This window comes from Photobacterium angustum (assembly GCF_003026365.1).
Lineage (GTDB): Bacteria > Pseudomonadota > Gammaproteobacteria > Enterobacterales > Vibrionaceae > Photobacterium > Photobacterium angustum.
Genome location: NZ_PYOM01000004.1, coordinates 208,826 through 235,576 on the forward strand (window position 1 = coordinate 208,826; position 26,751 = coordinate 235,576).

The following is a 26,751-nucleotide window of genomic DNA, read 5'->3' on the forward strand; positions in this document are numbered from 1 at the left end:
AAACGCAGCGTTTCACTAACGCTGCGTTGTACACTATGAAACAGGTGAGAAATCAGTTCTATCGCAAATTTCTTTGATGTAAAAATGCGAAGTAATTGTAATTATGCACCTCGCACATCCCCCTAAACGGGACACTTAAATCGTCTATTTTATCCCGCCTTATCTCAGTCTAGGCTTCCTGACATGATGGCTGTCAATAACCCTTCTTTACTCAAAAGCCATGACTGGAACCGTAACAATAGATAAAGATATGACGAGCTTTAGAAGATCGCTGTAAATTCAGCCCACAAACTTTCATCAAACTAAAGAATATGCAGGTTGAACTCACGTGTTAACATGATATTAACACCCATTCATTTTCAACAAACAGATGTACAATTACTTTTGCTATTCTGGTACTTATGAGTATGTTTGGTTCTACCTTGACGAAAATTTTCTAATTAAAACGTGATATGTTGTTAATCAATACCGAGAATTCACTGTGACCACCACAGCCCAAAGACGTGAAGAGATCTTTCACTACATTCAAATTCACCAAAAAGGTGAAGTTAATTATTTTTCTGAACTTTACGATGTTTCAGAGGTGACGATTCGCAATGACCTAAACCACTTGGAAAAGAAAGGCTGCGTGACTCGTTGTTATGGCGGAGCCTTACTCAACAACCAGTTTGCCTTCGAACGCCCACTGAATGATAAAAAGCAGCTAAATTGTGATATCAAAGAGAAACTCGGCGAATACGCCGCATCTTTGGTACAAAGCGGCGACAAAATCATCATTGATTCTGGCTCAACCACAGAACAAATCACCCATTACCTCAACCCTAAACATAACCTTGTTGTTATGACTAACGGTATTAATATCGCCTATCACCTCGCTAACCAAGAGAACATCGAAGTTATGGTCAGCGGAGGAGTAATGCGGCATAACTCCTATTCATTGCATGGCACTAGTGGGGAAGAATTCTTAGCTGGCTTTCGCTTCAACAAACTATTTTTAGGGGTTGATGGTTTTGATAAAGTTGACGGTATTACCACGCCTCATCAAGGCGAAGCTAACATTAACCGCAAAATGGTCGAAGCGGCACAAACCGTTATTGCGGTCACTGACTCCTCTAAGTTTAATCGCCAAAGCTTTTGCTTAATTGCCCGCCCTGAGCAATTGAATATCTTAATTACCGATAGTGGCATTCCCCAAGACTATGTCGAGCAACTGACCGAAATGGGCGTTGATGTCCATATTGTCGATGCTAGTACCTAATACATGTCATCAAACTGACTGCAAAAAAAAGCCTCCACCAGCATATTAATCCACTCTCTCACTTGCTAAGAGCAGTTCAATTTGGACTGTTCTTTATCTTTCTACACTTTTGAAAATTACCACAAGTTTGATTTTTGTGATCTTCGTCGATTTGGTTATCGAAACCATTCTAGTTCTAATGATTTCAATTCGCTTTCACTGTTTCTCTTCATACCCCCTATGCAAAACAGGTTCGCAACACAACCCCCCTCTCTTCAAAGTGAAAGAAAAGCTTTCACTCTCACCCAAACGAAAGACCAAAAACCAACAAACCGAAAGAAAAACGTTTGTGATCCACCTTTCATTTTTATCCATTATTTACTGCTTTAATCCAAATCAAAAGAAATCGAAACACTTCACTCCTTGAATTGAAATGTAATGAAAGGGAAATAAGTTAATGACCAGTGCAGAGAGAAGACAGCAAATCATGGCGCACATTCGCAACCATGGCTCAGGCAAAGTAGATGAGTTTACTCAGCAATACGACGTCTCAGCTGTCACTATTCGTCATGATCTCAACTTACTGGAAAAGGAAGGCTGTGTATTTCGTTGTTACGGTGGCGCGACATTAAACCCGAACTTTGCTTTCGAACAACCTTTACACCGTAAGGATCAACTTAATCGCAGTGCTAAACAATACATTGCCGAAGCTGCTGCAAAGCTCGTTAACGATGGCGACACCATCATTTTAGATTCAGGCACCACCATAGGTCTGATGCCAAAGTATCTCAATAACAAACAGCATTTGGTGGTTATGACAAATGCGCTCAACACCGCTTATCAGTTGAGCAACAACGATAGTGTTGATCTACACGTAGTTGGCGGCAATTTACGTCGCACATCATGTTCTTTAACTGGCCATCAAGGTGAAGAGCAAGTTCGTGCTTATCTATTCGATAAACTGTTTCTAGGTGTTGATGGATTTGATCTACAAGCGGGTATTACCACGCCAGACAACCATGAGGCACAAATGAACCGCGCTATGTGCGACGTCGCTCGCCAAGTGATTGCTGTCGCAGATTCAAGCAAGTTCGGACGCAAGAGTTTTTGCATGATCCGAGCGGCACACCAAATCGATATTTTAGTTACAGACAGCAATATTCCACATGCTACTCACCAAGCTTTAACTGACATGGGCGTTACCGTCATTCTTGCAGACCGAACTATAAATTAGGATTAACAATGAAAGCGCTACTTTCTCTTATCGAGCGACACAAACAAGGAAATGCTACTGGCATTTACTCCGTTTGTTCTGCGCACCCACTTGTACTTGAAGCTGCAATTAAACAAGCGGCACAAGACAATCAACTTGTTTTAATTGAAGCCACATCAAACCAAGTGAATCAGTTTGGTGGCTACACAGGTATGACACCAAAAGACTTCGCCGAACATGTGTTTACCTTGGCTGAGCATTTGAAATTCCCTGTTGAAAATATTGTTTTAGGTGGCGACCACTTAGGTCCTAACTGCTGGCAACATTTACCAGCAAACCAAGCAATGGAATATTCAGAACAGATGATCAATGACTATGTCTTGGCTGGTTTTAAGAAAATCCACCTAGATTGCTCAATGTCATGTGCTGACGATCAAACCCCGCTAAGTGAAACCATCATGGCAGAGCGCGCCGCCAAATTATGTTTGGTTGCAGAAAATGCATGGAAGATCGTAGGCGGTGAATCACCTGTTTATGTTGTGGGGACTGAAGTCCCAACCCCAGGTGGTTCACTCGAATCTTTAGATGAAGAAGAGGTTGAAGTCACTAAACCTGAAGAAGCCATCATGACACTTGAAGCTCACCATCAAGCGTTTAGCGATATGGGGCTTGGTTATGTGTGGCCTCGCGTTATCGGCCTTGTTGTTCAACCAGGTGTGGAATTTGACCATCACAGCGTTCACCACTATGACAGTATTGCCGCGCAATCACTGAGCAACCTCATCAAGAGTCAGCCAAATCTTGTGTTTGAAGCGCACTCTACCGATTACCAAAATCCTGTGGCTTACCATGAATTAGTTCGTGACCATTTTGCCATCTTAAAGGTCGGCCCAGCTCTAACATTTGCTCTGCGTGAAGCGCTTTATGGCCTAGACCGCGCGGAAAAAGAGTGGCTAGGCACGCACAAAGCATCTCATCTACGTGAAACCATCGAACAAGTGATGCATGAGCAACCAAACTATTGGCGCTCACACTATGCCAGTCTAGGGCATCAACAATTCTTAGATTGCAGCTATAGCTTAAGCGATCGCATTCGTTACTACTGGACTCGTCCAGAAGTACAAGCTGCGCAACAAACACTGTTTGACAACTTAACTGCTAAACCGCTGCCTATGACTCTCCTTAGCCAATATTTACCAAATCAAGCTAAGGCGATTTCTCAACACCAAATTCCAAATCAACCCGCTGAAATTGTGATGCACAAGATTATGGAGGTAACGCAAGTTTACTCGAAAGCTTGTTACGCAAATACAGCGGTATCTAAGGAGACTATCAAATGCGATCATTTTTAGGCTATAAACAGCCATGGTTAGAAGAACATAACGGCGTTCACACTGCCCAAGAGATAAGTCACCAACCACGTTTATGGCGTGTACTATCTGGCATTTTAGAACAACAATATGATGCTGTGAGTGCTTTTCTTAACCCGCTTCTTGCGCGTTCAGATCTTCGCATCATTCTAACGGGTGCAGGTACCTCTGCATTCGTTGGTGATGCTGCAGCACCATTTATTAATGAAGGTCTTGGCTTTCGTGTTGAATCAATTCCAACCACAGACTTAGTGTCAAACCCAACAAAATATCTTGATCCAAGCCGTCCAACACTACTGGTCTCTTACGCCCGTTCAGGTAACAGCCCTGAGAGCGTGGCAGCCGTTGCCTTGGTTGATCAACTCGTACCTGATTGCCACCACTTATTTTTGACTTGTAATGCAGATGGCGCGCTGTCTAGTTATGCACAAACAGCAAATAACGCTTACTGCATGTTAATGCCAGAAGGCTCAAACGATAAAAGCTTTGCTATGACGTCAAGCTTTAGCTGCATGTTGATGTCAACGCTAACGCTACTGGGTGGGCAAACACCGGTTGAATGGTACAAGCAAATCGAAGCTACTGCAGCACTTTGCGAAGGCAAACTTGAACAATGGCAAACGGCAATTAAAGAGCTAGCAAGTCAACCTTTCCAACGCCTAATAGTACTGGGTAGTGGCGGTTTTGCAGGTTTAGCACGTGAAGCATCACTTAAGTCCCTTGAGCTAAGTGCTGGGCAAGTAATGACAGCTTACGATTCATCTCTTGGTTTTCGCCATGGTCCAAAATTTACCATCGATCAAAGTGCACTGGTGATCCAATTGCTTTCAAGTGAAGCCTACACGCGCCAATACGATATGGACCTGTTTAATGAAATCCGTCGCGATAAACAAGCACTGGCACACATCGCAATCTCTGAACAGCCATTGAATGAAGAAGCGGTATTTGAGCTTGGTCAGCTTGACCTTGGTGACCAATGGCTCTGCTTCCCGTACATCATTTTCTGCCAGATGTTGGCATTTGAAAAATCAATTCAATTAGGTTTGGGCCCAGATAATCCTTGTCCAACTGGTGAAGTAAATCGAGTGGTGCAAGGCGTCACTATCTACCCATACAACAAATAATAATTTTAGAGGAGTTCATCATGCCAAATATCGTTTTAAGTCGTATCGACGAGCGTCTAGTTCACGGCCAAGTCGGTGTGCAGTGGGTAGGTTTTGCTGATGCCAACATTATCGTTGTGGTTAACAACGAAGTCGCTGAAGACACGATTCAACAAAACTTGATGGAAATGGTTCTTGCTGACGGCATCGCAATTCGTTTCTGGACAGTGCAAAAGACCATCGAAACCATCCACAAAGCGGCAGATCGTCAACGCATTTTACTGGTTTGCCGCACGCCAAAAGACTTCCGTCAATTGGTTGAAGGTGGGGTGCCAATTAGCAATATCAACGTCGGTAACATGCACTACGCAGAAGATAAAAACCAAATAGCTAAAACAGTCTCAGTCGGTGCTGATGATGTGGCGGAATTTGAACGACTAAAAGCACTGGGCGTGACATGCACTATTCAAGGTGTGCCAACTGAAAGTGGAACAGACCTCTTTACTCTTATCTAAACATAAGGACATCAATCATGGAAATAGGACTCTTACAGGCGTTGATGCTCGGCATCCTAGCCTTCTTTGCTGGCCTAGATTTATTTAATGGTCTTACACACTTCCACCGCCCAGTGGTACTTGGTCCGCTCGTTGGTTTGATTTTAGGTGATTTGCAAACCGGTATTTTAGTGGGTGGTACGCTAGAACTGATTTGGATGGGTCTAGCGCCACTCGCAGGGGCTCAGCCACCAAACGTAATCATCGGCACTATCGTTGGTACGGCTTTCGCTATCACGACAAAAGTCGATCCTAACGTCGCAGTTGGTGTCGCAGTGCCTTTCGCTGTTGCTGTACAAATGGGTATCACCCTTCTGTTCTCGGCTATGTCAGCGGTTATGTCTAAGTGTGATGAATTCGCACAAAACGCCGATACCGATGGTATCGAACGCGTTAATTACTTGGCACTTGCTGTTCTCGGTTCTTTCTACTTCCTATCAGCATTCTTACCTGTGTATTTAGGCGCTGAACACGCAGGAAAAATCGTCGAAGTACTACCTAAAGACCTCATTGATGGTCTAGGCGTTGCCGGCGGCATCATGCCAGCTATCGGTTTCGCGGTACTGATGAAGATCATGATGAAGAACGCTTACATCCCTTACTTCATTCTAGGTTTCGTTGCAGCAGCATGGCTAAAACTTCCAGTTCTTGCGATTGCGGCCGCTGCTACAGCAATGGCACTTATCGACTTTATGCGTAAAACAGAAACAACTCCTGTAACTGCACCAGCTGAGGACTTTGAAGATGGAATCTAATGTAAGCAACGAACTAGACCTTAGTAAACATAACGCTGAGGTGCAGCCTGCTCCCGGTGTGAGTTCAGATGAGTACGAAAACAAAGAGATTGGCGCAGATCTAACCAAAGCGGACATTAACCGCATGGCATGGCGCTCACTTCTGCTCCAGGCATCATTCAACTACGAACGTATGCAGGCATCTGGTTGGCTATACGGCCTATTACCAGCGCTGAAGAAGATCCACACCAATAAAGCTGACCTTGCAAAATCGATGCAAGGCCATATGGGTTTCTTCAACACACACCCATTCTTAGTGACATTTGTTATGGGCATTGTGTTGGCAATGGAACGTTCTAAACAGAACATCAACAGTATCCAAAGTACCAAGATTGCCGTTGGTGCACCAATGGGCGGCATCGGTGATGCGATGTTCTGGCTTACCCTTCTCCCTATCTGTGGTGGTATCGGTGCTGACCTTGCCCTGCAAGGCTCAATCATGGGTGCAGTGTTCTTTATCGTGCTGTTTAACGTGGTGCACTTCGCTCTGCGCTTTGGTCTTGCACATTATGCATACCGAATGGGGGTAGCGGCAATTCCGGTGATTAAAGCCAACACCAAGAAAGTAGGTCACGCGGCTTCAATGGTGGGTATGACGGTAATCGGAGCTCTAGTTGCAACTTACGTTCGCTTATCAACAACCGCTGAAATCACCGCAGGTGACGCAGTAGTCAAACTACAAGCAGACGTAATCGACAAACTGATGCCTGCGTTCCTACCACTGGTTTACACCTTAGCTATGTACGCACTAGTTAAACGTGGTTGGAGCCCATTAAAACTTATCGGTATCACAGTAGTACTGGGTATTGTGGGTCGCTTCATGGGCTTTCTGTAACCCCTACGCTTTTCAAACTATAACAATGAGAAACGGGGCTGATGCGTCAGCCCCAAGAAGGACACACAAATGATTGCTGTTATTTTATCTGGTCACGGTGGTTTTGCTTCAGGCGTCGCAAAAGCGATTTTTCAGGTTATTGGTGAGCAACCACAATTCAAATTTATCGACTTCCCAGAAGAGGCGACAACTCTTCAATTTGAAGCACAAATGCGTGAAGCGATCGCAGAAATTGATTCTGGTGAAGGCATTGTATGTCTAACGGATCTATTGGGTGGTACGCCTTTCCGTACTGCATCTCTCCTAAGCCAAGAGCGCGACGATATCGAAGTTGTAACAGGTACGAACCTACAAATGGCGGCAGAAATGTTGCTTGAACGCGACGAACTCAAGCTTATCGAATTCCGTGACCAAGCTGTGAAATGTGGCCACCGCGGGATCACTTCACTGGCGGCTGAAATGTCAGCGAAAGAAACACACCAGGAAGAGGTTGAAGAGGATGGTATCTAATCAACTCTCATCTACTCATCAAAGCTATCGTGCTAAGCACGTGTTACACGGTGATACTTGGCTTAACAATGCATTAGTGACGATCTGTGACAATGGCACTATCACCGCAATCGAGCCATTTAACCACCAACAGCACAGCGACTTTATCGATTTAGGCGAAGTGAGTCTGATGCCGGGCATGATTGATACTCATGTCCATGGCGCGCAAGGCTGCGATGTGATGGATGCCTGTCACGCTAGCTTAAATACCATGTCGCAATACTTTGCCAGCCTTGGTGTTACTGGTTTTGTGGCAACTACCGTAACAGCACCCGTTACCAAAATTCGCTCAGCCCTAAAGCAAGTGGCTAAAAGTATGAAGCAAGGTGTTGATGGTGCAGAAATCCTAGGCGCCTATTTAGAGGGGCCGTACTTTACTGAAAAAAACAAAGGTGCCCACCCTACCGCTTGGTTTCGTGACTTATCCGTTGAAGAGTTAGATAACTGGATCTCATACGCTGATAACCACCTAGTTACGGTTGCTCTGGCACCTGAAAAAGCGGGGGCAATCGAAGCGATTCGATACTTACGCCAGCAAGGTATCAAGGTCATGCTTGGGCATACCGATGCTAGCTACGCCCAAGTTCAACAAGCATTAGACGCTGGCGCAAATGGCATTGTGCATTGTTTCAACGGCATGCGTGGCCTTCATCATCGTGACCCTGGTGTAGTTGGTGCAGGTCTGCTGCACTACAACAGCTATGTCGAAATGATTGCTGACGGCCACCATGTTCACCCTGCAGCTATTGATGTGGCCCATCGCTGTTGTGGCAATCGCCTCACGCTAATCACTGATGCAATGAGTGCGACAGGGATGCCAAATGGTGAATACGTTCTCGGTGAATACACTGTGTATATGAAAGATGGCGTGGTCACTACCGATGCGGGCGGTTTAGCCGGCAGCACTCTCACGATGCCTCACGCAGTACAAAACATTCAACAGTGGCTCGACTTACCACTGGAGCAAGCATGGCTGATGGCGTCTTTAACCCCAGCCAAATCCTTAGGTTTGCAAGACCAATTAGGCAGCTTAGAAGTTGGTAAACGCGCTTCTATGGTTGCTATTACATCTGATTTATCAATTGTTAAAACTTGGGTTGATGGACGTCTTGTCTTTAAGGCGCAGCAACCAAGTCAGGAGGCTTTATGTATCTAATTTCTTCTCGTGAAATGCTAAAACGTGCTCAAAAAGGCGGTTACGCTGTTCCTGCATTCAATATCCACAACCTAGAGACTGTTCAAGTTATCGTTGAAACAGCATCGGAAATGGGTTCTCCTGTAATTTTGGCCGGCACGCCAGGCACTTACGAATATGCAGGTACTGATTACCTGATCAATATTTGTAAGTCAGCAGCGCAAAAACATAAAATCCCTTTGGTACTTCATCTTGATCACCATGAAGATCAGCAAGATATTTACAATAAAGTGGACCAAGGTATCCGCTCAGTCATGATTGATGGTTCACACTATGCCTTTGATCAAAACATCGAAATCGTACGATCAGTCGTTAATTACTGTAACCGTTTTGATGCCAGCGTTGAGGCTGAGCTGGGGCGTCTAGGCGGTCAGGAAGATGATCTTATCGTCGACAGCGCAGATGCACTAATGACAAACCCTGCATCAGCAGCAGAATTTGTACGCCGAACAGGTATTGACTCGCTAGCGGTGGCTATCGGTACTGCACATGGTCTATACAAAGCAGAACCTAAATTGGATTTTGAGCGTCTAGATAAAATCCGTTCAGTTGTAGATATCCCACTGGTACTTCACGGTGCATCAGGTGTACCAGATGAGATGGTCCGTCGCTGTATCGACCTTGGTATTTGCAAAGTAAACGTCGCAACTGAACTGAAAATCGCTTTCTCGGATGCAGTAAAATACTACTTCGGCGATCACCCTGACGCAAATGATCCACGCAAGTACATCATTCCAGGTAAAGCTGCAATGAAAGAAGTAGTAATGAATAAGATCCGCGTATGTGGAAGTGAAGGCCGCATCTAAGAGTATATGTCACCTTCTGATGAGAATCAGAACGAAAAAACGGCTCTTTACTAAAGCAAAGAGCCGTCTTTCCGTTCCTAATATCTCAGTGTTCCAAGCCGAGATATTGCCCGAGCCGTTCCTCTCGGAAATCTAGTACGTCATTGTCACTTATGCGTGCAATAGCGCCATTGATTCGTTTGCAATTACCCACTCTTCATTGGTTGGGATAACCATTGCTAGTGGTGTATTTGGCTTACTGATAATACCCTGTGCGCCAAAACGTGCAGCGGTATTACCTTCTACATCTTCTTGGTAACCAAAGATCTTCATTAGACGAAGGATTTCACTACGAATTTGCATAGCATTTTCACCAATACCACCAGTGAAAATGATGCCGTCTAGCTCATCAAGTGCAACCATGTATGATGCAATGTATTTTGCTACACGGTAAGTAAATAACTCAAATGCTAGCTTAGCACCATGGAAGTGAGGATGATTTTCATCTTCCATTGCTTCAAGAATACCACGGCAATCGCTAGTAAAGCCTGAAACACCAAGGAAGCCAGAATTGTTAATAAGCTCTTTCTCAAGACGCTCTTCACTCCAACCTTTCTTCAATAAGTACTCAAGTACACTTGGGTCGATATCACCACAACGTGTACCCATCATTAAGCCAGCAAGCGGCGTGAAGCCCATTGATGTATCAATACTTTCACCGTTTTTAACCACACATACTGATGCGCCGTTACCTAGGTGAACAGAAATAAAGCTTGATGCGTCAACTGGCTTATTAACTACTTTCGCCGCTTCACGCGTTACGAAGTAGTGGCTTGTGCCGTGGAAGCCGTAACGACGGATGTTGTACTCTTTGCTAACTTCTTGAGAAATTGCGTAAGTATATGCTTTTTCAGGCATTGTTTGGTGGAATGCAGTGTCAAAAATTGCATACTGAGACAGTGTTGGGAATGCTTTGCTTGCTGCTCGCATACCGATAACGTGTGCAGGGTTGTGTAGCGGTGCTAAATCACTCAATGATTCGATATCAGCGATAACTTTTTCATCGATCTTAACAGTACGATCAAATAAGTTACCACCTTGAACAACACGGTGACCAACAGCGACGATATCTTCTTTTAGGCCAAGTTCATCTACTAAGTCTACAATACGGTCAATAGATTGTTGGTGATGATTTTCTAAACCGTCAAGTTTGTACTCATGTTTTTCACCATTAACTTTCCAGCTAACCACTGCTTCAGGGAGGCCGAAGCACTCACCAAGGCCGCTTAACGTAGCTTCACCGTTGACAGTATCAATTAAAGCAAATTTAAGTGAAGAACTACCAGAATTGATTACAAGAACTAAAGAATTGCTCATGGTTATCTCATCATTATTTTTAAGGGCAAATTTCGGATATCACTATCCACCTTGAAGCCAGCTCACTGAAAATGTCGACAAAGGTATCTCTCAACAAGCTTGCTCAACCATATTACTCAATTTAATTTGAATGTCTCAACTTTTGTTTTAAAAAAACATCAAAATTTGAATTTTCACTGGTTCAGATCAATTTTTTAACTAAAAATCGATTTTTCAAGCATAGAAATTCATCTAAATTTCAAATTTAGTTGATCATTTACAGTAGAGTTAACCATAAAATATGAATTTTCAGCATTGAATAATTGTAAATCAATGTAATATTTTCAACTTAGACTGAAATTAATAACAAAAAGGCATACAGGAAGGGAGTATGTCGGAAAACGAATACTTTTATAAAATAATTAAAATTAATTTTAAGTCTTACAGAATTATTTTATATAATCTAAATAATATTGATAGAGCTCATCTACTTGAGTACTACACATCAACGGCATTGCTGCTTTTAATGCAGACTTTGGCCAGTTCCACCACTGCATCTCTAGCAACAAAGCAATCTGCTGCTCAGTAAATCGTTTTTTAACACATCGCGATGGGTTACCCACCACAACAGAATAGGGTTCAACATCTTTCGTTACAACGGCACGAGTACCTATCACGGCACCATCAGCTATTTTTACTCCAGGTAAAATAACGCATTCAGCACCGAACCAAACATCGTTACCAACAACCGTATCGCCCGCTCTTTGGATCCCTGTTTTGACGCCATCTCCAAATTCCTGGAAATCAAATGGGAATGTCGAGATCCAATCATGTCGGTGTCCTTGATTACCCGACAACATAAACACGACTCCTGTGGCAATAGAGCAATAACGACCAATAATTAATTGATCGACATCACCAAACAGACCTGACTGCCAAACTTCAATCGTGGATTTATCACCAAGTAGATAATGAACACATTGATCTTCAAAATGGTGCTGATGGTAATAGCCAGAATAATAACTGTAATCTCCAACTTTAATATTAGGATTAGTGATATAGCGGTTAATTTCATACCCTCCTAACCAAGAGGGAAAAATAGAGGATTCCATATCAAACCTTCTTTGTGTTTATTGGTGTAAAAAGCGTATTATTAATGATGCATTAACCTTTTGGGATATAACCACAATGATTGCTCAACTCTATAACGCTTATTTAGGTGAACTTTATGGCATTGTTTTTTTCAAGACCTTTGCTGAAAAGTATAGTGACGATAGCCATAACAACAAATGGCAAACATTAATAAAGGTTGAAGAACTAACAGCTAAATGTTTAAAAGATGGACTGGAAGCGTTAGGACACCCTTGCCCCGATTACGATCAAGAGATGGAAAATAAAGGTCTTGCAGATGCTAACAAATGGCTTGCATTACCTTGGCAAGAGTTAGTCGATACTATGGTGCCATGGGTTGCTCCCTATCAGCAGCGCTACCAACAACAGGCTGATGAAGCCACAGAACATCGCTATTTATTTACGTTAGTCGCTGATCATGAAAATGCGATTTATGATTATTTGCTGGCAGAGCAACGAGGGGATAACTGCGCCCTTGATATATTGACAACATTTATGAATAAATACGCCTAATTATTTTATTAGAGCAAGATTCACCTCCCCCCTTGCTCTAATAAACTACTGATAAATAAATAATTCCTTTCAAGCTATATACTTTTTTCACAGCCAGATAACCAGACCTTTCATTCCCCTGACATTTGAACAATGTTTTTAATTAACAATGAATAAAACACATTCAGCTGCTGAATACTCGCTATTAAACGAGGCTATTGTTTGACGAGGTTTAGGTTTAGATTTTGAAAAGAAAGTACTCTTACTTTCTCTACTTACTGCAACAGCATTTGTTGGCTGTAAATCATTACCTATTCGCTCAAATGCAAACATGGCAAACCCTGCAGCAACGTATTGTGTTGATAATGACGGTCAATGCTTACTTATTTAAAACATGGACGGAAGCCAATGTGACGCACGGGCATTCCAGCGTGGTAACTGTAAAACTGGGGTTGATGCTCCATCGTTTACGGTTCAACACAATAATTGATTGTCCAATCGCTCTATTATTAATATCGGAAGGTTAATGATGAAAAAATTACTACTTGTTGTTGGTTTACTGCTTTCAGGCTCTGTTTTTGCGTTTGGTAACCCAGCATCAGATTTCTGTGTTCAACATGGCGGTCATGTTGATATTCGTACTCCAATGGGTGGCGATGGTGAAAAAGGTTACTGTGTCTTTAACGACGGTAGCTCATGTGAAGAATATGCATTTATGAAAGGCCAATGTAAGCCTTCAGGTAAAACACATAAACAAAAATTAGTCGACCACTGTGTTAAAAAAGGTGGATTTGCTACAGGTGATGTATGTAAGTTCGCAAAATGGAATACAACATGTAATCTAGAAGACTTCTACAATCACAAGTGTAACCGTAAAAAAGGTAATCGCGTTTACTAAGTGATTAATCTCTTCCCCCTGATTGATCACTTTTTAAAAATACAGCTTAACAAGTGTTAAGCTGTATTATTATATTCAAACAGTTCCCCTCTTATTTTCCCATTCCTTTAACCTTACTGATAGTCATGTTTTGTCATTCCGCTGACATTCGAACAGTGTTTTAAATGCACAATACGGCCGAACCATTCATCACGTGAATAGATATGCAAAACGATGCCATCGTTAAAATAAGGATTAGATTATGAAAAAGACAGTATTGCTACTTTCTCTTATTGCTTCAGCCTCATTGGTTGGTTGTAAAACACTACCGACTCAACCAACTGCAAACATGGCAAATCCTGCAGCAACATACTGTGTTGAACATGGTGGCAATTATCAAATCACAACGAATCAAGATGGTAGCCAAGCTGGCGTCTGTCATTTCAAGAACGGTAGCCAATGTGATGGATGGGAATATCTACGCGGTGAGTGCAAACCTGCTGCTGACAAACCAATTTTGTACTAATTTCAGTCATTATTAAAAAGAGAAAATTAACATGAAAAAGTTTTTATTACTGATTGGATTATTAATTTCAGCGACCGCTTGTGCTGGCGGTCCACATGGTAATCCCGCTTCTATCTATTGTGAACACCATGGTGGTCAATCAGTTATTGTTGATGGTCAAGGTTACTGCCGTCTACCTAGCGGTCAAATGTGTGACGAGTGGGCTTATAAAGAAGGCAAGTGTTCACAGCATAAACAAGACAAGAAGCAAAAATGGGTAAACTATTGCGTAAAACACAAAGGTACCGCTATTGGTAACAAGTGCCACTTTAATAAACAAGGCACACAGTGTAGCTTAAAATCCTTTTACAATGGCACCTGCAAAAAGCATCACCATAAGCACCCAAAAGTTTATTAATATTTGATTCATAATATTAAAGAAAGACAGCTCAACATGGTTTGGGCTGTTTTCGTTTTACTTAGTTAATTCATCGTTAGCTACCGGTGTTGTTTGAATCATTATATCTGACGATGATGATCCCCATGATGTCGTCCAATCATCCTGTTTCGTTGCAAGCTTTTCCTCTGTGTTATCCGTTTCTATAGTGTTAGGCTCTGTCATCGATATTGCTATATCTTCCTTTATTGATATTTCTTGATCATCACTCATGTGATCTTGAGTCTCACCCAGTAATTCAATATCAGCGAGAGTTGGACGATACCCTTTTCGACCATAGCAATCGTCTAATAAAGAAATAATTGAATGAGGAATAACTGGCTGTTTCTTTAATACTTTATAGACTTCCTTCGCTATATTTTGAACATTTAGGATAGATTCAATACCAATGAGAGGAGCTGCTTCATCTCTTGCTACTCTTGCTTTTTTATAACCGCCAGCATATGCCATTGAAAACCAAATATAAGCAATCGCGGCATTATTTGCACATTCACCTAAATGCATTTTACCAACAAAATATTGTGCTTCGGGATGATTATGTTCCGCTGCTCGCTCTAACCAGTATTTGACACGCTCCACATCCCTTGCAACACCTAACCCAGCTTTATAGCAAAATGCCGTTTTCATTAAACCATCAAGATCATTGTGTTTGGCTGCTTGTATCCGCCAATAAAAGGCTTGTTCTGGTAAGTAATGATCGGTTTCTTCAACTACATACCAATCAGAAAGAAACAGTAAGGCAGGAAGAAAACCTTCAATTGCTGCTTGCTGAATATAATCAATACCCGAAGTAGGATCAGTTTCGACCCCTTTACCTTGGATCAGTAACAAGCCAAAATGAAACAATGATTCAGGTGATTTTTGCTTTACATCAATAAACGCTTGCCAGTAATTGGCTTTTAGCATTGCTTGTTGATCTAGGGGATCTCGACGATACAGACGTGCCAAGGCATATTGCGCCATTTCATTATCTTGCGCCGCCGCTTTTTCGTACCATTCAATTGCCGCAACAGGATTCGTCACTTCACATTCTTTTGCTAAAGATAACTGACTCGGTATATGCCCTGTACTGGCTTTATAAATTTTTTCTTCTCGTTCAGCCTGTTTGGCCTTCTCTAACACTTGTTTATATTTAATGTCTTTCAGTATTTGCTGCTGCTTCTCTTGCTGCTGCATATTTCTGGTAACAAAGTAACGTGAAATCAACCAGCCTAAAACGATAATAGGAATAATAAACAGCCAAGTAACATCAAACATAATCACTAACTCAAGTCGCGGACGCATATGAGTGATTATCGGCTAAGGCACGATAAACTAAAGCTAATGTCTATAAGCATTAGACCTTGATCATTGTTCCAGTATTTTCATTGCCAGTATTGCGATATAGACAAGCACTTCAATTGTTTATTTTTACTCGATACACCACTAAACCTGATTCACCGCCAGAGAGCGCGCCCTCTAAAGACCAAAGAATATCGCCTTTATAGCCGACACTATTAGTGCCATTAGGTGTTGCTATTTTACAGCTCAATGAAGAAGGGAGTAATAATGCATCACAAGTGACAGCTTGCTGAGCACTGGTAAATTCTGGCGTGCTATAATGCAGTACCATATCTAAAATATCGCCAACGCCAGTATTCGTAAATTGGATACGGTATTCTAAAATATCCCCTGGATTTGCTACCGTACTATTTTTACTTACTGGTGTATTTTGGGTGATATTTTGCACCGTTTTCGTCAATGTTAATTGACCGCTCTCAGAGGGATGACTCGATATATTTTCAGTAACACTACTATCTTCGGCAGAATAAGCGAGAGGAAGATACGAAATGAGTATATTTGAAAATATAAATAAAGCAGCAATCACTCTTATAATACGTCGCATAATAAAAAACCACCAAGACTATAAATCAATAAGTTAAAGCTATTCTCTTTCATTTTATTTTTATTATGAAAATACACTCAGCCACGTTGAGTATATTTAATTAACATTATTGAGTGATCTCATTTATGAGATATATCGTTCGCATTTAAGAATAATCTTAGGATCACGACAGGTTTCACCTACACGGATCAACTAATAGATCCTTGGATGAATTTATTCTTTCTTGAATTACAGTGCCGTTAAATACAAATGATCTATGTCGGACTATTCCATGATCATGCTTCCACAGATCTCAAAGTTCACTGAATTCATATTCAAAAATAGGTATAGGAAAAGTCGCTGATTTCACTTATTTTTGTCTGATTTACTCACAAGATCATCCTTGATCATCTTTCCAGTCCATTTGACACTGACCGTTAACTCAGCTCACATGATCATCGTTCCGTTATAAAAACAAAGAGTTAAATCATCTATGGAACGAAAAAGACTGTTGTGTATATTGTTCTATCAAAGAAGTAGGGTAATCATTAACTAAATAAAACAATAGAGGCACTAATATGAACGAATTAAAGCATATTCAACACTTTATTGCTGAACACCATTTACTGACATTATGCGCTAGTTTTAACGATAATATTTGGAGTGCTAACTGCTACTATGTTTTCGATAGTGACAACATGGTGTTGTATGTCATGACTTCTCCAGAGACACGTCATGGAAGCTTGATGCTAAAGAACCACCGCATTGCAGGTACTATCGCGCCCGAACCAAGTGACGTTAGTGATATTCAAGGTATACAGTTTTCTGGTCAGATTAATTTAATCGACTCCAGCAATGAACAACAAGCATTAGCGCTTTATTATGCAAAATTTCCCATTGCGAAAAATCTGCCATCTTCAATCTGGCAGATAGAATTAGATGAATTAAAAATGACAGATAATCGTATCAAATTTGGGTTTAAACTTAACTGGCAAAGACATCAGATTTAAATATGTCATATCGTTAGAAGATAGTTATTATAGTTAGATTTTTGTCAATAGGTGATTTCCCCCCTATTTTGTTAATAGAAGCTTAGTTATAGTTACACTTGTTCGTTATTTGAGGTGATTTCATCTAGAAAACGAGCATTATCCAAAAGGATAAATCAGAGAAAACGATAATGTACCCTCACTTCGTTTTTCTGATTATCTCTTCTACACGTCGTACAGAATTATGCTCCTAGAGCCAATTCTTGTTTTGCCGGCCTTAATGGCCGGCTTTTTTTATATTTCTGCCTAATATATAAGCATCTTATTACCTATATATTTACAAATACGATAAAGTGATTAAAATGTCTTCGCTGACTGTATTTTTAGGCAATATATGAATAATAAAAACGCCTCATTTTCACCCCAAATTTTTGATCAGTTGCCCGGTTGCTGGGGCTGTAAAGATATAAATTCAACATTCGTTTATGTAAATCCTGAATATGGAAGAATGGTTGGATTTGATAATCATTTAGATTGTATAGGTAAAACCGATTATCAAATGCCTATGACAACAACAGATTACGCAGATAAGTATGTTGAACAAGATCAAATTGTAATAGAAACAGAGAGAACCATTCGTGTTCTTGATATTCATCCATATCATGATGGTAAATGGCGCGCTCACCTTTTTACCAAAACACCATGGCGTGATCATAATAATCAAGTCATAGGAACTATTTTTTCAGGTATTGAGTTAACAGACACAGCTGTATTAGAAGTTGGACATTGGTTATGCCGTGCTATAGGGATAACTCAACAGCAAAAAAATTCTTCTATGCTAAGAATCAGCATTAAAAAGGAAGACATAGGATTAAATACTCGAGAATCTGAAGTGTTATTTCTTCTATTGCATGGCAAGAAACCACAATATATCGCTAAAACATTAGGTGTTTCTGTAAAAACAATTGAGAATTATGTTTTGCGATTACGAGAAAAATTTAATGCCAATTCTAAAGGTGAGCTTTTAGATTTGGCATTAGAGTTAGGCTATGGTTCAAACATTCCAGAAAGTATGTTGAAAACCCAGTTATCTATCGTTTTAAAAGATTAAATAACTCATACAATAAAAGAGTAGCTATCTGCTCTTTATTGTTATGGTGCTAATCGATCAATTGTCCATTCTTCACTATGATCGTGATATAAAAAACGATCATGTAAACGATGTTCGCCACCTTGCCAGAATTCAATCGAATTGAATTTAACGCGAAAACCTCCCCAAAAGGTAGGTACTGGCACCTCTCCAGCTAGAAACTTTTGTTTCAATTCAAAATATTTCCCTTCCAATGCTTGTCTTGCTGTTAAGCGTTGGCTTTGCTTACTCGCCCATGCAGCAACTTGGCTTTCTTTTGGACGAGAAGAAAAATAGGTTAGCACTTCACGCTTTGATAACGCTTCAACATGGCCGGTAATATGTACTTGTCTTTCCAACATATGCCATGGGAAATGTAAGCTGATTTTATTATTAATGGCTAGTTGTTGAGCTTTACGACTACCTAGATTGGTATAAAAAACAAAACCATGCTCATCAAAGTGTTTAAGTAAAACGATACGTTGAAAAGGTTGACCAGATCCATCAACTGTAGCAACTGTCATTGCTGTAGGATCCGGTAATTGTGCCTCTACTGCTTGCTTTAACCATCGTTCAAATAAGACTAGTGGATCACTCGGTAAATCATCTCGTCGTAGCCCTCCTTTGGCATACTCCCTACGAATATCTGATAATTCCATTTTTATCTCCATAAAGTATAAATGATTTATTCTCTACAATATTGTGACTTCCTTTTGGAAGCAAACACTATTTTCTTATGAATATTAGTCTTGTTTGCAAAAACAAATAGACACATCTATCGAATTTCAACAATAAATAACAAAGAGTACAGTTGCATGATGCGACTTTTGATAAATTAGACTAATACAAAATCAATGATTTAGTCAGCATAAGATATCTCTCTTTTACTGTTTATGTTGGGCTAGTACTCTACCTTGGTGCTAAGACTATGACACTCTTTAAACGACAAATAATAAGTATTACAACACTAATGTGTTCTGTACTTAGCATTTCTGCAGGTACGCAGTTGTATACTGGCTATCATGTAATTAGTGATCAGCATATAGCGACAGCTCATGAAGATATAAATCGTGCGCTTACTACATTACCGGATAAATTATCAATTCTTGACAGTTTAATAATTTCACGACAACAAGAAGTACAACTTGTTGATACACTAAATTATTTGTTCCCACCACAACAATATAACCATGCATCGTTGTTATTTGCAGATTCAACACCTTTGATACGAATAGATAATAACCGTGATATCACTAATGTTCCACAATGGTTTCAATCATTAATTAAAATTCCAGAGCATCATGAAAAACGCATAATAAATAATGATGATTTTGATGTCGGAATCTTAGAGCTGAGCGCTTCATCCCGCTGGGTATATACAAAATATTGGCAATTATTTAGTAACACCCTCATTTCTCATTTATTACTCATGCTTACTGGTGGCTGCGCTATTTATCTCATTAGTAAAAAGCATTTCACATCGTTACGCAAACTAACAACCCGTGCGTATAACATAGATAATCTCAATCAAGCACCTTTAGCATTGCCTGATGAATCAGATATTAAAACAATTGTAAGAGCATTTAATAAGCTTAGTTATCAGTTAGATGTGAATTTTAAAAGCCAAGCAAACGAAGCAGTAAAACTGCGAGAACAGGCTTACCTTGATCCTATCTCTGGATTAGGTAATCGTAGTTTCTTTATCCACCAAATTAGCTCTTGGTTGGATGAATCACATAAAGGCGGATTAGCACTAATTCAAACAACTTTAATTAGTGATTATTATGAACAGGAAGGCTATCAAGCGGGTGATAAACTTATAAAACAAATTGCAGCACGTTTAAATGATGTGATTAGTTATAATTACACCACGATTGCACGCTTATCTCGTGATGAATTTGCCATTCTTATCCCTAACCTTTCTCCTGAAAAGTTAGAGTTACTCGGAAAAATGGTGCTTAAAATATTTGATGATATCGTTAATAATTCAAAATTAGTCAGCCCATCAACCACAGATATTGGCTTGGTTTATAACGAAGCACAAATATCTCCGAGCCAATTATTAACACAATTAGATAACGCATTAACACAAGCAAAGCTTACTCCTCATAAATCTATTGCTTTAATAAAAGATCCTAATAGTCATAACAGTTTAGGTAAGCAACAGTGGAAACAATTACTGGAACAAGCGATTAATGAAGATTTATTTCAATATAAATTTCAGCCTGCAACATTAGAAGATAAAAGTGTTTATCATTATGAAGTATTCACTGCGATACAAAAAAATAAGCACTTTTTTTCAGCCGGTCAGTTTTTAGGTGCTATTGAAGATTTGAAGATAGGAAGCTGGTTTGATCGACATGTAATCGTTACTATCATTAACCGACTAAATGCAGATAGAACAATAGGTCCGTTTGCAATTAACATTACTAACAGCAGTATTGGCGATCCTAGTTTCACTCGTTGGTTAGATAAACTATTGAGTAATAATACTCAGATAGCCTCTCGATTATTTTTTGAATTACAAGAAATCAGTTGTATCAGAAACACAGATGCAACAAGCCTGTTGTGCAGCATTATAAAACGCTACCACTTCGGCGTGGGGATAGATAACTATGGACGTCATTTTCAATCATTAAATTACTTAAAAGAAATTAATCCTGATTACGTCAAAATCGACTATGCATATACTTATCAATTAAATGACCAGACAAAATCAACGGTGTTATCTTCTATATGCCGAACCGCACATAGTTTAGATATTAAGGCTATTGCAACTCGAGTTGAAACAGAAACACAGTTAGAACGGTTATCTGATTTATTCGTAAGTGGCTATCAAGGCTTTATTACTGAAAAACATACACAGTTAGAAACGGTGTAGTTCATTTACACTGTAAATATTGTTTTTCATGAAAACCAGTACAGAGGTACTGGTTTTTTTATGTCTATTTATTATCTAACTGATTCACCATATGATACAGCCGCTATCATGGTTTTTAATATCAATAAGACAAGGTAAAGGTTCTGCCTTATTTTAATCAATCGAATCAAAGCTTGAATTGGACAGATTAAATAAGTGCACTTTCAACTAAGTACGTATCGATATTTTAATTGTTGACCACTTTTTTTCAAAACTTTTAGACACTTCAAAATATCTTTTTTTAGTTAAAGCAAATCTCTAAATATTGGTTCACTATATATTTACAGTGTAAATGCAACACTTCCATTTTTCACATCTAGCATCTAGCATCTAGCATCTAGCATCTAGCATCTAGCATCTAGCATCTAGCATCTAGCATCTAGCATCTAGCATCTAGCATCTAGCATCTAGCAAATAATAATAAATAATAAACAATTAACCATCATTCATATTATTTACAGTGTAAATATCTAATTTACATATTTACACTGTAAATCAAAATAAGCACCTACTTGCATATGGAATTACGAAGGATAATTAGTTTAAATCTAATTATACAGTTTAGTACTTACATTATTATCCAACCTTTCAATTAAAAAAGTAAGTATCAGCTATCTATTCATAAAGTCGCGACTAAATATAAAATCAATTTTATCGCTGATAAATAACAAGCACCATCCTACGATGACAATAAAAAATTCCAGAGAAAGTTATGTAGAGGCACCAAGAAGTAAGAAGTAAGAAGTAAGAAGTAAGAAGTAAGAAGTAAGAAGTAAGAAGTAAGAAGTAAGAAGTAAGAAGTAAGAAAATAATAAACGGGTAATTTACAGTGTAAAGTTAATATCCAATTTACACTGTAAACAGTACTCCCAAATCTAAGCCAACACTAGATAAGATTCTCGCTGACAAATTGACGAAGAATGTTTTCAGCTTGTTTTCGTCCAGTAAATTTGAAAGTAGAGATAACATCAGTCCAAGCTTGGCGCTGCATCACTTTTGCGATGACAAAAAACAATTCCTCATTTCTAGTACAATCATCACTAAGTAAATAAGATGATAACTTTGTTTCAATACTTGCAACTACATAATCATAGCCTAACGCCCCCAAACAAAAGCCTTTAAGTTGAGACTGAATAAAGGGTTCAGGAAGTTGATAATCAATTGAATGACTCTTCTTATTTCTATATAAACGAAGAAATAAGTCAGGCGCTAGTTGTTGAAACTGTTCAACTCTTTGAGCACTAAAACTCGCAGAAAATAAAAGCGAAGCATCATTGAACCAGGAGTCATAGCAATTAGGATTGAAGACCTTTACGCAGAGTAAAGAATGCAAACCACTCGCCGCATCTTTATTTATACCTAAACGAATAGGAGTAAAACCTGCGTTATGCCAAAAATTTACTAGCTCATCAGAAGCGCCAAAACTTGTACCAATATAGTCAACGCCGCACGACAAAGCGTACTTCTCAGCACAAGATAATAACTGCTGACCGATCCTCTGACGATGAAGTGTAGGTAAAACAGCAATACGTAATATTCGATAACAAGACTGTTTCGCTGCCGCTTTTAAACCGAGATGTGCTGCGATAGATTGTGCTAATAAATGCCCTTTAATTCTTCGCTGCCCAAGCATAACCGCTTGCGCTAAATCATCATCAAACCCACCCTCTTTGACTAACAAGCAGCAACCAATCACGTGCTGTTCCGTTCGGGCAATTAGTACCTGTTGGGTAGTATCATCTAGAAGTTGTTGAACGTCATTGGGAGATGTTTGGTAGTGGGCATGAATTAATAGACCAACAATTTGAGACAATAAATTTTTGTTTGCAACAAGCTCTGACTTGGTTACGAGTTCATAAGAAATTGTCGCAGCAGGTAATGTCTCTATTGTTGAGTACTCGGCATTAAGCAGTAATGCATTGAAAACCCACAGCTCTAATGGATCGTTCACTTGCCAGCGAATGGGTTGATCAATATGAAGCGCTTTCCACTGCGGCATTTTTCTATTGAGAGATTGCTTAAATTTAATTTCAAAACCACGCCCAGTTCCTTCATAGCCATGAATCGTCGTGGCAAAAACTAAACGATTATGTCGATTCAATAACGCTATCAAAGTATCACCAGGAATAGCTGCTGCTTCATCAACAAGGATAAAATCATATTTATCAGCAACATCACAAATAACGTCTTGTGCAATAAAATGCAGCTCACTTCCTTGGCATAATAATCGATGAGGATTAGTGGTATCAGCGTCAACCAAGCGTTGTTGTGCATGCGAAAAAACGGTAGATGCACAAGCAAAAGAAGGAGATGTCACCGCAATTTTCATTTTTCGCGTTAGCATTAACTCTGCTGCAGCAATACCTAACGCAGATGATTTACCTCGCCCTCTATCGGCCGATAAAACTAAAGGGCGCTTCCTATGACCAACAGCGACCTTAATAATGGCATCTACTGCATGCTCTTGCTGTTGTGTTAAACAAAACCGAGGAGCACTTGAGGTAAACTCAATACTATTATGTGACTGATGAATCCAAGGTATAAATACAGGAATACTAGTATCTTGGGATAAAGTAATCACATCCGGATCAGAACACAGTAATGATAGCCGCTTCATAAATGGAGAAATATTTGCATCACTTTTCCAACCAAGAGGTAAGAGTAATAACATTACACCGCCCCCTTTTATTGTGCCAGACAACGCACCAATAACATTCGCATCAATACCGTGATGAGCGTTAATAGCAATACATTCAGTCTCTTGTCCCAACCACTTTTTCGCTGTTTTAAAAAGGCATTGAAGCATTGATTCAGGCGCATCTTCACCCGCCCAAAGCATCGCTGAATAGTGTTCAGAAAATAATTGCGAGATCTGAGTCGCCCAGCGAAGATCACCTTCAACAATAACAAGTCGACGGCAATTAGCAGCAAGTGAGTCCGTATGAAGCTGAGAAATAAACGTAGGAAGAAGTGATAACATACAATAACCTGAACAACATGATTGTTGAGATCATAACATGTGAAGCAAAATTGAGATGAAAAAAAACCACGCTAGAGTGCGTGGCTTTAATAAGGTTTGATTATTTCAAATAATCATTTAAATAATCAAGGATGTCACTAACTTGTCGATCACTCATTTTTTTCAAACGTAACTGTAGCTTATCACCATCGCGGGTATAACTTACTTTACCTTTAATGAGTTCTTGAGAACTTGGTTTTTCAACTACAGCTTTTGGCTGAAGTGCATCACCCATTTCTTCAAGTTTAACCGTCACTTCGCGAGTAATACGGCTGATCCCTTGTGCTTTGATTGTTTTCCAAAGCGCCGTATTTTCTGCACTTAACTCTTCAATCATTTTTTTCTGTTGTTCAGCGTCTAAGCCAAAAAACACACGGTGAAGTTTAACAATAGTAGGACGGCCAAGCTCGCCAACGCTCGGGTAAGCCATCAGCAATTCCATCGGTAAACTTGCCGCTTTTAAAGCACCACTTACTAGGGCTTCACTGCATTGTAAATAACGTGCTAACTCTTTTTGATCCGCAACTTTTCCACTATCAAGTAGGTGTTGCATCTCTTTACCACGCTCAAATAAACTTAGCGGTTTATGAGCATTAGCGACATCAGATAAAAATTTAGCGTGTTCAGTATTAATGCCTTTAGCAACATAAATTAAGAAATCTTTATGGGCTAAAATACAAGACATACGACGGCGGCTACCGTCTAAAACCTCAATACGACCATCATCTAACCAACGACCAACAGCTGGATATTGCTGTCCGCGATCTTTCAATGTCGATAATATATCAGCAAGTGCGTGCTCATTTAAAAATGCTTGTTCACGTGCATTCTCAGCAAAAACAGTGGTTTTAGTACTGACATCGTCGGCATTAATTTTGATTAATTCAAACGCAACCGTTTCTTCACCTGCTACAGCTAATTCTATTACAGCTGCTTTATCACGTGCAGCTGTTTGTGCTTCTGTTACATTGGTCGCGCGGCGCTTATCCGCTTTACCAAACAGACGAGCATTAAGATCAGTTGTTTTAATAGCCATCTGTTAGTTACTCCTCGTTAAGATTTGCCCAGTGGCTATGCATAACGCGTTCTAGTTCTAAACCAACACGCTGAATAGCCTCTTGAGCGGTTGAAAGGGTCTTTTTACCCCCTTCAAACTCTGCTGCCGTTAAGTCAAATACCGTACTATAGGTATCAGCACAAGTTTCAAATGCACGGCTACGTGGCACAGTAGCCATCATAACTTGATCACGAAGCAAGTAATTCATTTCAGTTAACACAGAAACTTGCTTCTTATTATCGTCTTCAAACATTGTCGGCATTAAACGAATAAACTCTAAGCCATGCCAATCTTCAGGGAACATCTCGTAAACAGTCGGTAAATGCTGGAAAAAGTTAACGGTAGATGCCCAGTCAAGACGTTTTGCAGCACAAGGAATGATTAACGCATTAGATGCATACATTGCATTCCATACCAGCGGGTCGATGTGTGGACCCGTATCAATCATAATAATGTCGAACTCATCTGCAATTGGATCAATTACTTTTTCTTTGAGTAAACGAACAATATCAAGGTCTTGATTTACAGCAAGATCTTGCCATGCATCAGCGTTAAACATCGCATCTTCAGGGAAGGCCGCTATGGTTTTAAGGTTAGGATACTGGGTTGGCATAACCACATTATCTTTTAAGAAATCTTTATCCATTTCAACGCCATCAGGTACGTTATCAAGCATAACGTCAACAGCAGAATAAATCGTTTCTTGTTTACCCACACTAATAAGAGGGTTTAAAAATAGACGTAATGACCCCTGTGGATCAAGGTCGATAAGACATATACGATAACGTTTATCTAAATCTAATGCTAAACAAGCAGCAATATGTACCGCTGTCATTGATTTACCCGTACCACCTTTCTGGTTCTGAACATTAACAACCCAAGGTTTACGGCCAGCACCTTCTCTTTCATGAAAAGCCGGCTTTTTTGCCGCTTTCATCAACTTATGGGCTTCCTCTAAAGTAATAGAGTAGTGATTAGCATTATTTTTTGTAAATTGATGGCCATCAGCCTCCATACGAGAAATAGCATCATCAAGTTTACGTCTTGTTAACCCTGAGCGTGTTTCCATTAAAGCTTTAGACATCGGAGGGAATAACTCCTCACGACGCTCTTCTAAAACAATCTCAATTCGGTCCGCTTGTACTTGTTTTGTTTGCTCTGCAATGTTGAGCAAGTTTTGGATCGTCTGTTCCCTATTCATTATCACTCTTCGCCATGATGATAGACTGAGCAATATTGTACAGCAAACACAAAAGATAACAATAAAAGGCTGAACAATCAGTGTGACATCAATCTAAAGTCAAAAAGCTTTATTTTTGA

General features: G+C 39.9%; 26 protein-coding genes. 17 read left to right on the top strand and 9 right to left on the bottom strand.

All coding sequences use genetic code 11. The features are described 5' to 3' along the window. Positions 1 to 481: 481 nt before the first annotated feature. The 10 genes from agaR (CTN01_RS05915) to CTN01_RS05960 all read left to right on the top strand — a co-directional run bounded on the left by agaR (CTN01_RS05915) (position 482) and on the right by CTN01_RS05960 (position 9,656). Positions 482 to 1,258 (top strand): transcriptional repressor AgaR, encoded by a 777-nt coding sequence (gene agaR / locus CTN01_RS05915; RefSeq protein WP_005366680.1) that lies wholly within the window; start codon positions 482 to 484, stop codon positions 1,256 to 1,258. A 436-nt stretch (positions 1,259 to 1,694) separates the two neighbouring features. Then, complete coding sequence (gene agaR / locus CTN01_RS05920; protein ID WP_045130444.1) at positions 1,695 to 2,471, top strand: transcriptional repressor AgaR; 777 nt, start codon at positions 1,695 to 1,697, stop codon at positions 2,469 to 2,471. An 8-nt stretch (positions 2,472 to 2,479) separates the two neighbouring features. Then, positions 2,480 to 3,802 carry a D-tagatose-bisphosphate aldolase, class II, non-catalytic subunit gene (locus CTN01_RS05925; protein WP_005366682.1) on the top strand — a complete coding sequence of 441 codons (1,323 nt, stop codon included), beginning with the start codon at positions 2,480 to 2,482 and terminating at the stop codon, positions 3,800 to 3,802. After that, complete coding sequence (locus tag CTN01_RS05930) at positions 3,787 to 4,944, top strand: SIS domain-containing protein (RefSeq protein ID WP_005366683.1); 1,158 nt, start codon at positions 3,787 to 3,789, stop codon at positions 4,942 to 4,944. Before CTN01_RS05925 ends, CTN01_RS05930 begins: the two co-directional genes overlap by 16 nt. Positions 4,945 to 4,964: 20 nt before the next feature. Next, entirely contained in the window at positions 4,965 to 5,438 is a 474-nt protein-coding gene (agaV, locus tag CTN01_RS05935; protein WP_005366684.1) for a PTS N-acetylgalactosamine transporter subunit IIB, read from the top strand. Between the two features lie 17 nt (positions 5,439 to 5,455). After that, positions 5,456 to 6,232, top strand: a complete 777-nt coding sequence (gene agaW / locus CTN01_RS05940) for a PTS N-acetylgalactosamine transporter subunit IIC (protein WP_005366685.1) — start codon at positions 5,456 to 5,458, stop codon at positions 6,230 to 6,232. Next, positions 6,222 to 7,106, top strand: a complete 885-nt coding sequence (gene agaE, locus CTN01_RS05945) for a PTS N-acetylgalactosamine transporter subunit IID (protein ID WP_005366686.1) — start codon at positions 6,222 to 6,224, stop codon at positions 7,104 to 7,106. Before agaW ends, agaE begins: the two co-directional genes overlap by 11 nt. A 69-nt stretch (positions 7,107 to 7,175) precedes the next feature. Then, complete coding sequence (gene agaF / locus CTN01_RS05950; protein ID WP_005366688.1) at positions 7,176 to 7,616, top strand: PTS galactosamine/N-acetylgalactosamine transporter subunit IIA; 441 nt, start codon at positions 7,176 to 7,178, stop codon at positions 7,614 to 7,616. After that, positions 7,606 to 8,811, top strand: coding sequence for an N-acetylglucosamine-6-phosphate deacetylase (gene nagA / locus CTN01_RS05955; RefSeq protein ID WP_045083173.1), 1,206 nt, complete (start codon positions 7,606 to 7,608; stop codon positions 8,809 to 8,811). The genes agaF and nagA overlap by 11 nt, the downstream gene beginning before the upstream one ends. Then, positions 8,802 to 9,656: a tagatose bisphosphate family class II aldolase gene (locus CTN01_RS05960; RefSeq protein WP_045128219.1), complete on the top strand. Its 855-nt coding sequence runs from the start codon at positions 8,802 to 8,804 to the stop codon at positions 9,654 to 9,656. The genes nagA and CTN01_RS05960 overlap by 10 nt, the downstream gene beginning before the upstream one ends. A gap of 150 nt (positions 9,657 to 9,806) precedes the next feature. On the opposite strand, the gene CTN01_RS05965 is transcribed toward CTN01_RS05960, so the two are convergent. Together CTN01_RS05965 and CTN01_RS05970 are read right to left on the bottom strand one after the other, a co-directional pair. Continuing rightward, positions 9,807 to 11,012 carry an acetate/propionate family kinase gene (locus CTN01_RS05965; protein ID WP_005366694.1) on the bottom strand — a complete coding sequence of 402 codons (1,206 nt, stop codon included), beginning with the start codon at positions 11,010 to 11,012 and terminating at the stop codon, positions 9,807 to 9,809. Positions 11,013 to 11,440: 428 nt separating this feature from the next. Beyond that, the gene (locus CTN01_RS05970; RefSeq protein WP_045150533.1) at positions 11,441 to 12,103 is read right to left on the bottom strand and encodes a CatB-related O-acetyltransferase; all 663 of its coding nucleotides are present in this window, start codon (positions 12,101 to 12,103) and stop codon (positions 11,441 to 11,443) included. Positions 12,104 to 12,179: 76 nt separating this feature from the next. Here CTN01_RS05970 and CTN01_RS05975 point away from each other — a divergent pair, with 76 nt between their 5' ends. Then, complete coding sequence (locus CTN01_RS05975; protein WP_045150534.1) at positions 12,180 to 12,635, top strand: hypothetical protein; 456 nt, start codon at positions 12,180 to 12,182, stop codon at positions 12,633 to 12,635. 138 nt (positions 12,636 to 12,773) lie between these two features. Here CTN01_RS05975 and CTN01_RS22735 read toward each other — a convergent pair whose 3' ends face one another. Further along, positions 12,774 to 12,947, bottom strand: a complete 174-nt coding sequence (locus CTN01_RS22735; RefSeq protein WP_155395465.1) for a hypothetical protein — start codon at positions 12,945 to 12,947, stop codon at positions 12,774 to 12,776. Positions 12,948 to 13,140: 193 nt separating this feature from the next. On the opposite strand from CTN01_RS22735, the gene CTN01_RS05980 reads away from it, so the two are divergent. From CTN01_RS05980 to CTN01_RS05990, 3 genes are all read left to right on the top strand, one after another. Further along, entirely contained in the window at positions 13,141 to 13,512 is a 372-nt protein-coding gene (locus tag CTN01_RS05980) for a DUF333 domain-containing protein (protein ID WP_244156135.1), read from the top strand. Between the two features lie 241 nt (positions 13,513 to 13,753). Then, on the top strand, positions 13,754 to 14,017 hold the full coding sequence (locus CTN01_RS05985) for a putative hemolysin (RefSeq protein ID WP_045083176.1): 264 nt from the start codon (positions 13,754 to 13,756) through the stop codon (positions 14,015 to 14,017). A gap of 31 nt (positions 14,018 to 14,048) precedes the next feature. Continuing rightward, positions 14,049 to 14,414 carry a putative hemolysin gene (locus CTN01_RS05990; RefSeq protein ID WP_005366706.1) on the top strand — a complete coding sequence of 122 codons (366 nt, stop codon included), beginning with the start codon at positions 14,049 to 14,051 and terminating at the stop codon, positions 14,412 to 14,414. 57 nt (positions 14,415 to 14,471) lie between these two features. Here CTN01_RS05990 and CTN01_RS05995 read toward each other — a convergent pair whose 3' ends face one another. Together CTN01_RS05995 and CTN01_RS06000 are read right to left on the bottom strand one after the other, a co-directional pair. Next, the gene (locus tag CTN01_RS05995) at positions 14,472 to 15,737 is read right to left on the bottom strand and encodes a tetratricopeptide repeat protein (RefSeq protein WP_052666735.1); all 1,266 of its coding nucleotides are present in this window, start codon (positions 15,735 to 15,737) and stop codon (positions 14,472 to 14,474) included. Positions 15,738 to 15,849: 112 nt separating this feature from the next. Continuing rightward, a complete protein-coding gene (locus tag CTN01_RS06000) occupies positions 15,850 to 16,338 on the bottom strand; it encodes a hypothetical protein (RefSeq protein ID WP_045150535.1) in 489 nt (162 codons plus the stop codon). Positions 16,339 to 16,895: 557 nt separating this feature from the next. On the opposite strand from CTN01_RS06000, the gene CTN01_RS06005 reads away from it, so the two are divergent. Both CTN01_RS06005 and CTN01_RS06010 read left to right on the top strand, forming a co-directional pair. Further along, on the top strand, positions 16,896 to 17,327 hold the full coding sequence (locus CTN01_RS06005; protein ID WP_045150536.1) for a PNPOx family protein: 432 nt from the start codon (positions 16,896 to 16,898) through the stop codon (positions 17,325 to 17,327). Between the two features lie 373 nt (positions 17,328 to 17,700). Next, positions 17,701 to 18,417, top strand: a complete 717-nt coding sequence (locus CTN01_RS06010) for a helix-turn-helix transcriptional regulator (protein ID WP_045128222.1) — start codon at positions 17,701 to 17,703, stop codon at positions 18,415 to 18,417. A gap of 41 nt (positions 18,418 to 18,458) precedes the next feature. On the opposite strand, the gene pdxH is transcribed toward CTN01_RS06010, so the two are convergent. Further along, a complete protein-coding gene (gene pdxH, locus CTN01_RS06015; RefSeq protein ID WP_005366714.1) occupies positions 18,459 to 19,094 on the bottom strand; it encodes a pyridoxamine 5'-phosphate oxidase in 636 nt (211 codons plus the stop codon). A gap of 269 nt (positions 19,095 to 19,363) precedes the next feature. Here pdxH and CTN01_RS06020 point away from each other — a divergent pair, with 269 nt between their 5' ends. Then, a complete protein-coding gene (locus tag CTN01_RS06020; protein WP_244156136.1) occupies positions 19,364 to 21,316 on the top strand; it encodes a bifunctional diguanylate cyclase/phosphodiesterase in 1,953 nt (650 codons plus the stop codon). A gap of 925 nt (positions 21,317 to 22,241) precedes the next feature. On the opposite strand, the gene CTN01_RS06025 is transcribed toward CTN01_RS06020, so the two are convergent. From CTN01_RS06025 to CTN01_RS06035, 3 genes are all read right to left on the bottom strand, one after another. Then, on the bottom strand, positions 22,242 to 24,335 hold the full coding sequence (locus CTN01_RS06025) for a tRNA(Met) cytidine acetyltransferase TmcA (RefSeq protein WP_045150584.1): 2,094 nt from the start codon (positions 24,333 to 24,335) through the stop codon (positions 22,242 to 22,244). Positions 24,336 to 24,435: 100 nt separating this feature from the next. Continuing rightward, positions 24,436 to 25,410, bottom strand: coding sequence for a ParB/RepB/Spo0J family partition protein (locus CTN01_RS06030; protein ID WP_045085007.1), 975 nt, complete (start codon positions 25,408 to 25,410; stop codon positions 24,436 to 24,438). Positions 25,411 to 25,417: 7 nt separating this feature from the next. After that, positions 25,418 to 26,632 carry an AAA family ATPase gene (locus tag CTN01_RS06035; protein WP_045085008.1) on the bottom strand — a complete coding sequence of 405 codons (1,215 nt, stop codon included), beginning with the start codon at positions 26,630 to 26,632 and terminating at the stop codon, positions 25,418 to 25,420. Between the last annotated feature and the right edge of the window lie 119 nt (positions 26,633 to 26,751).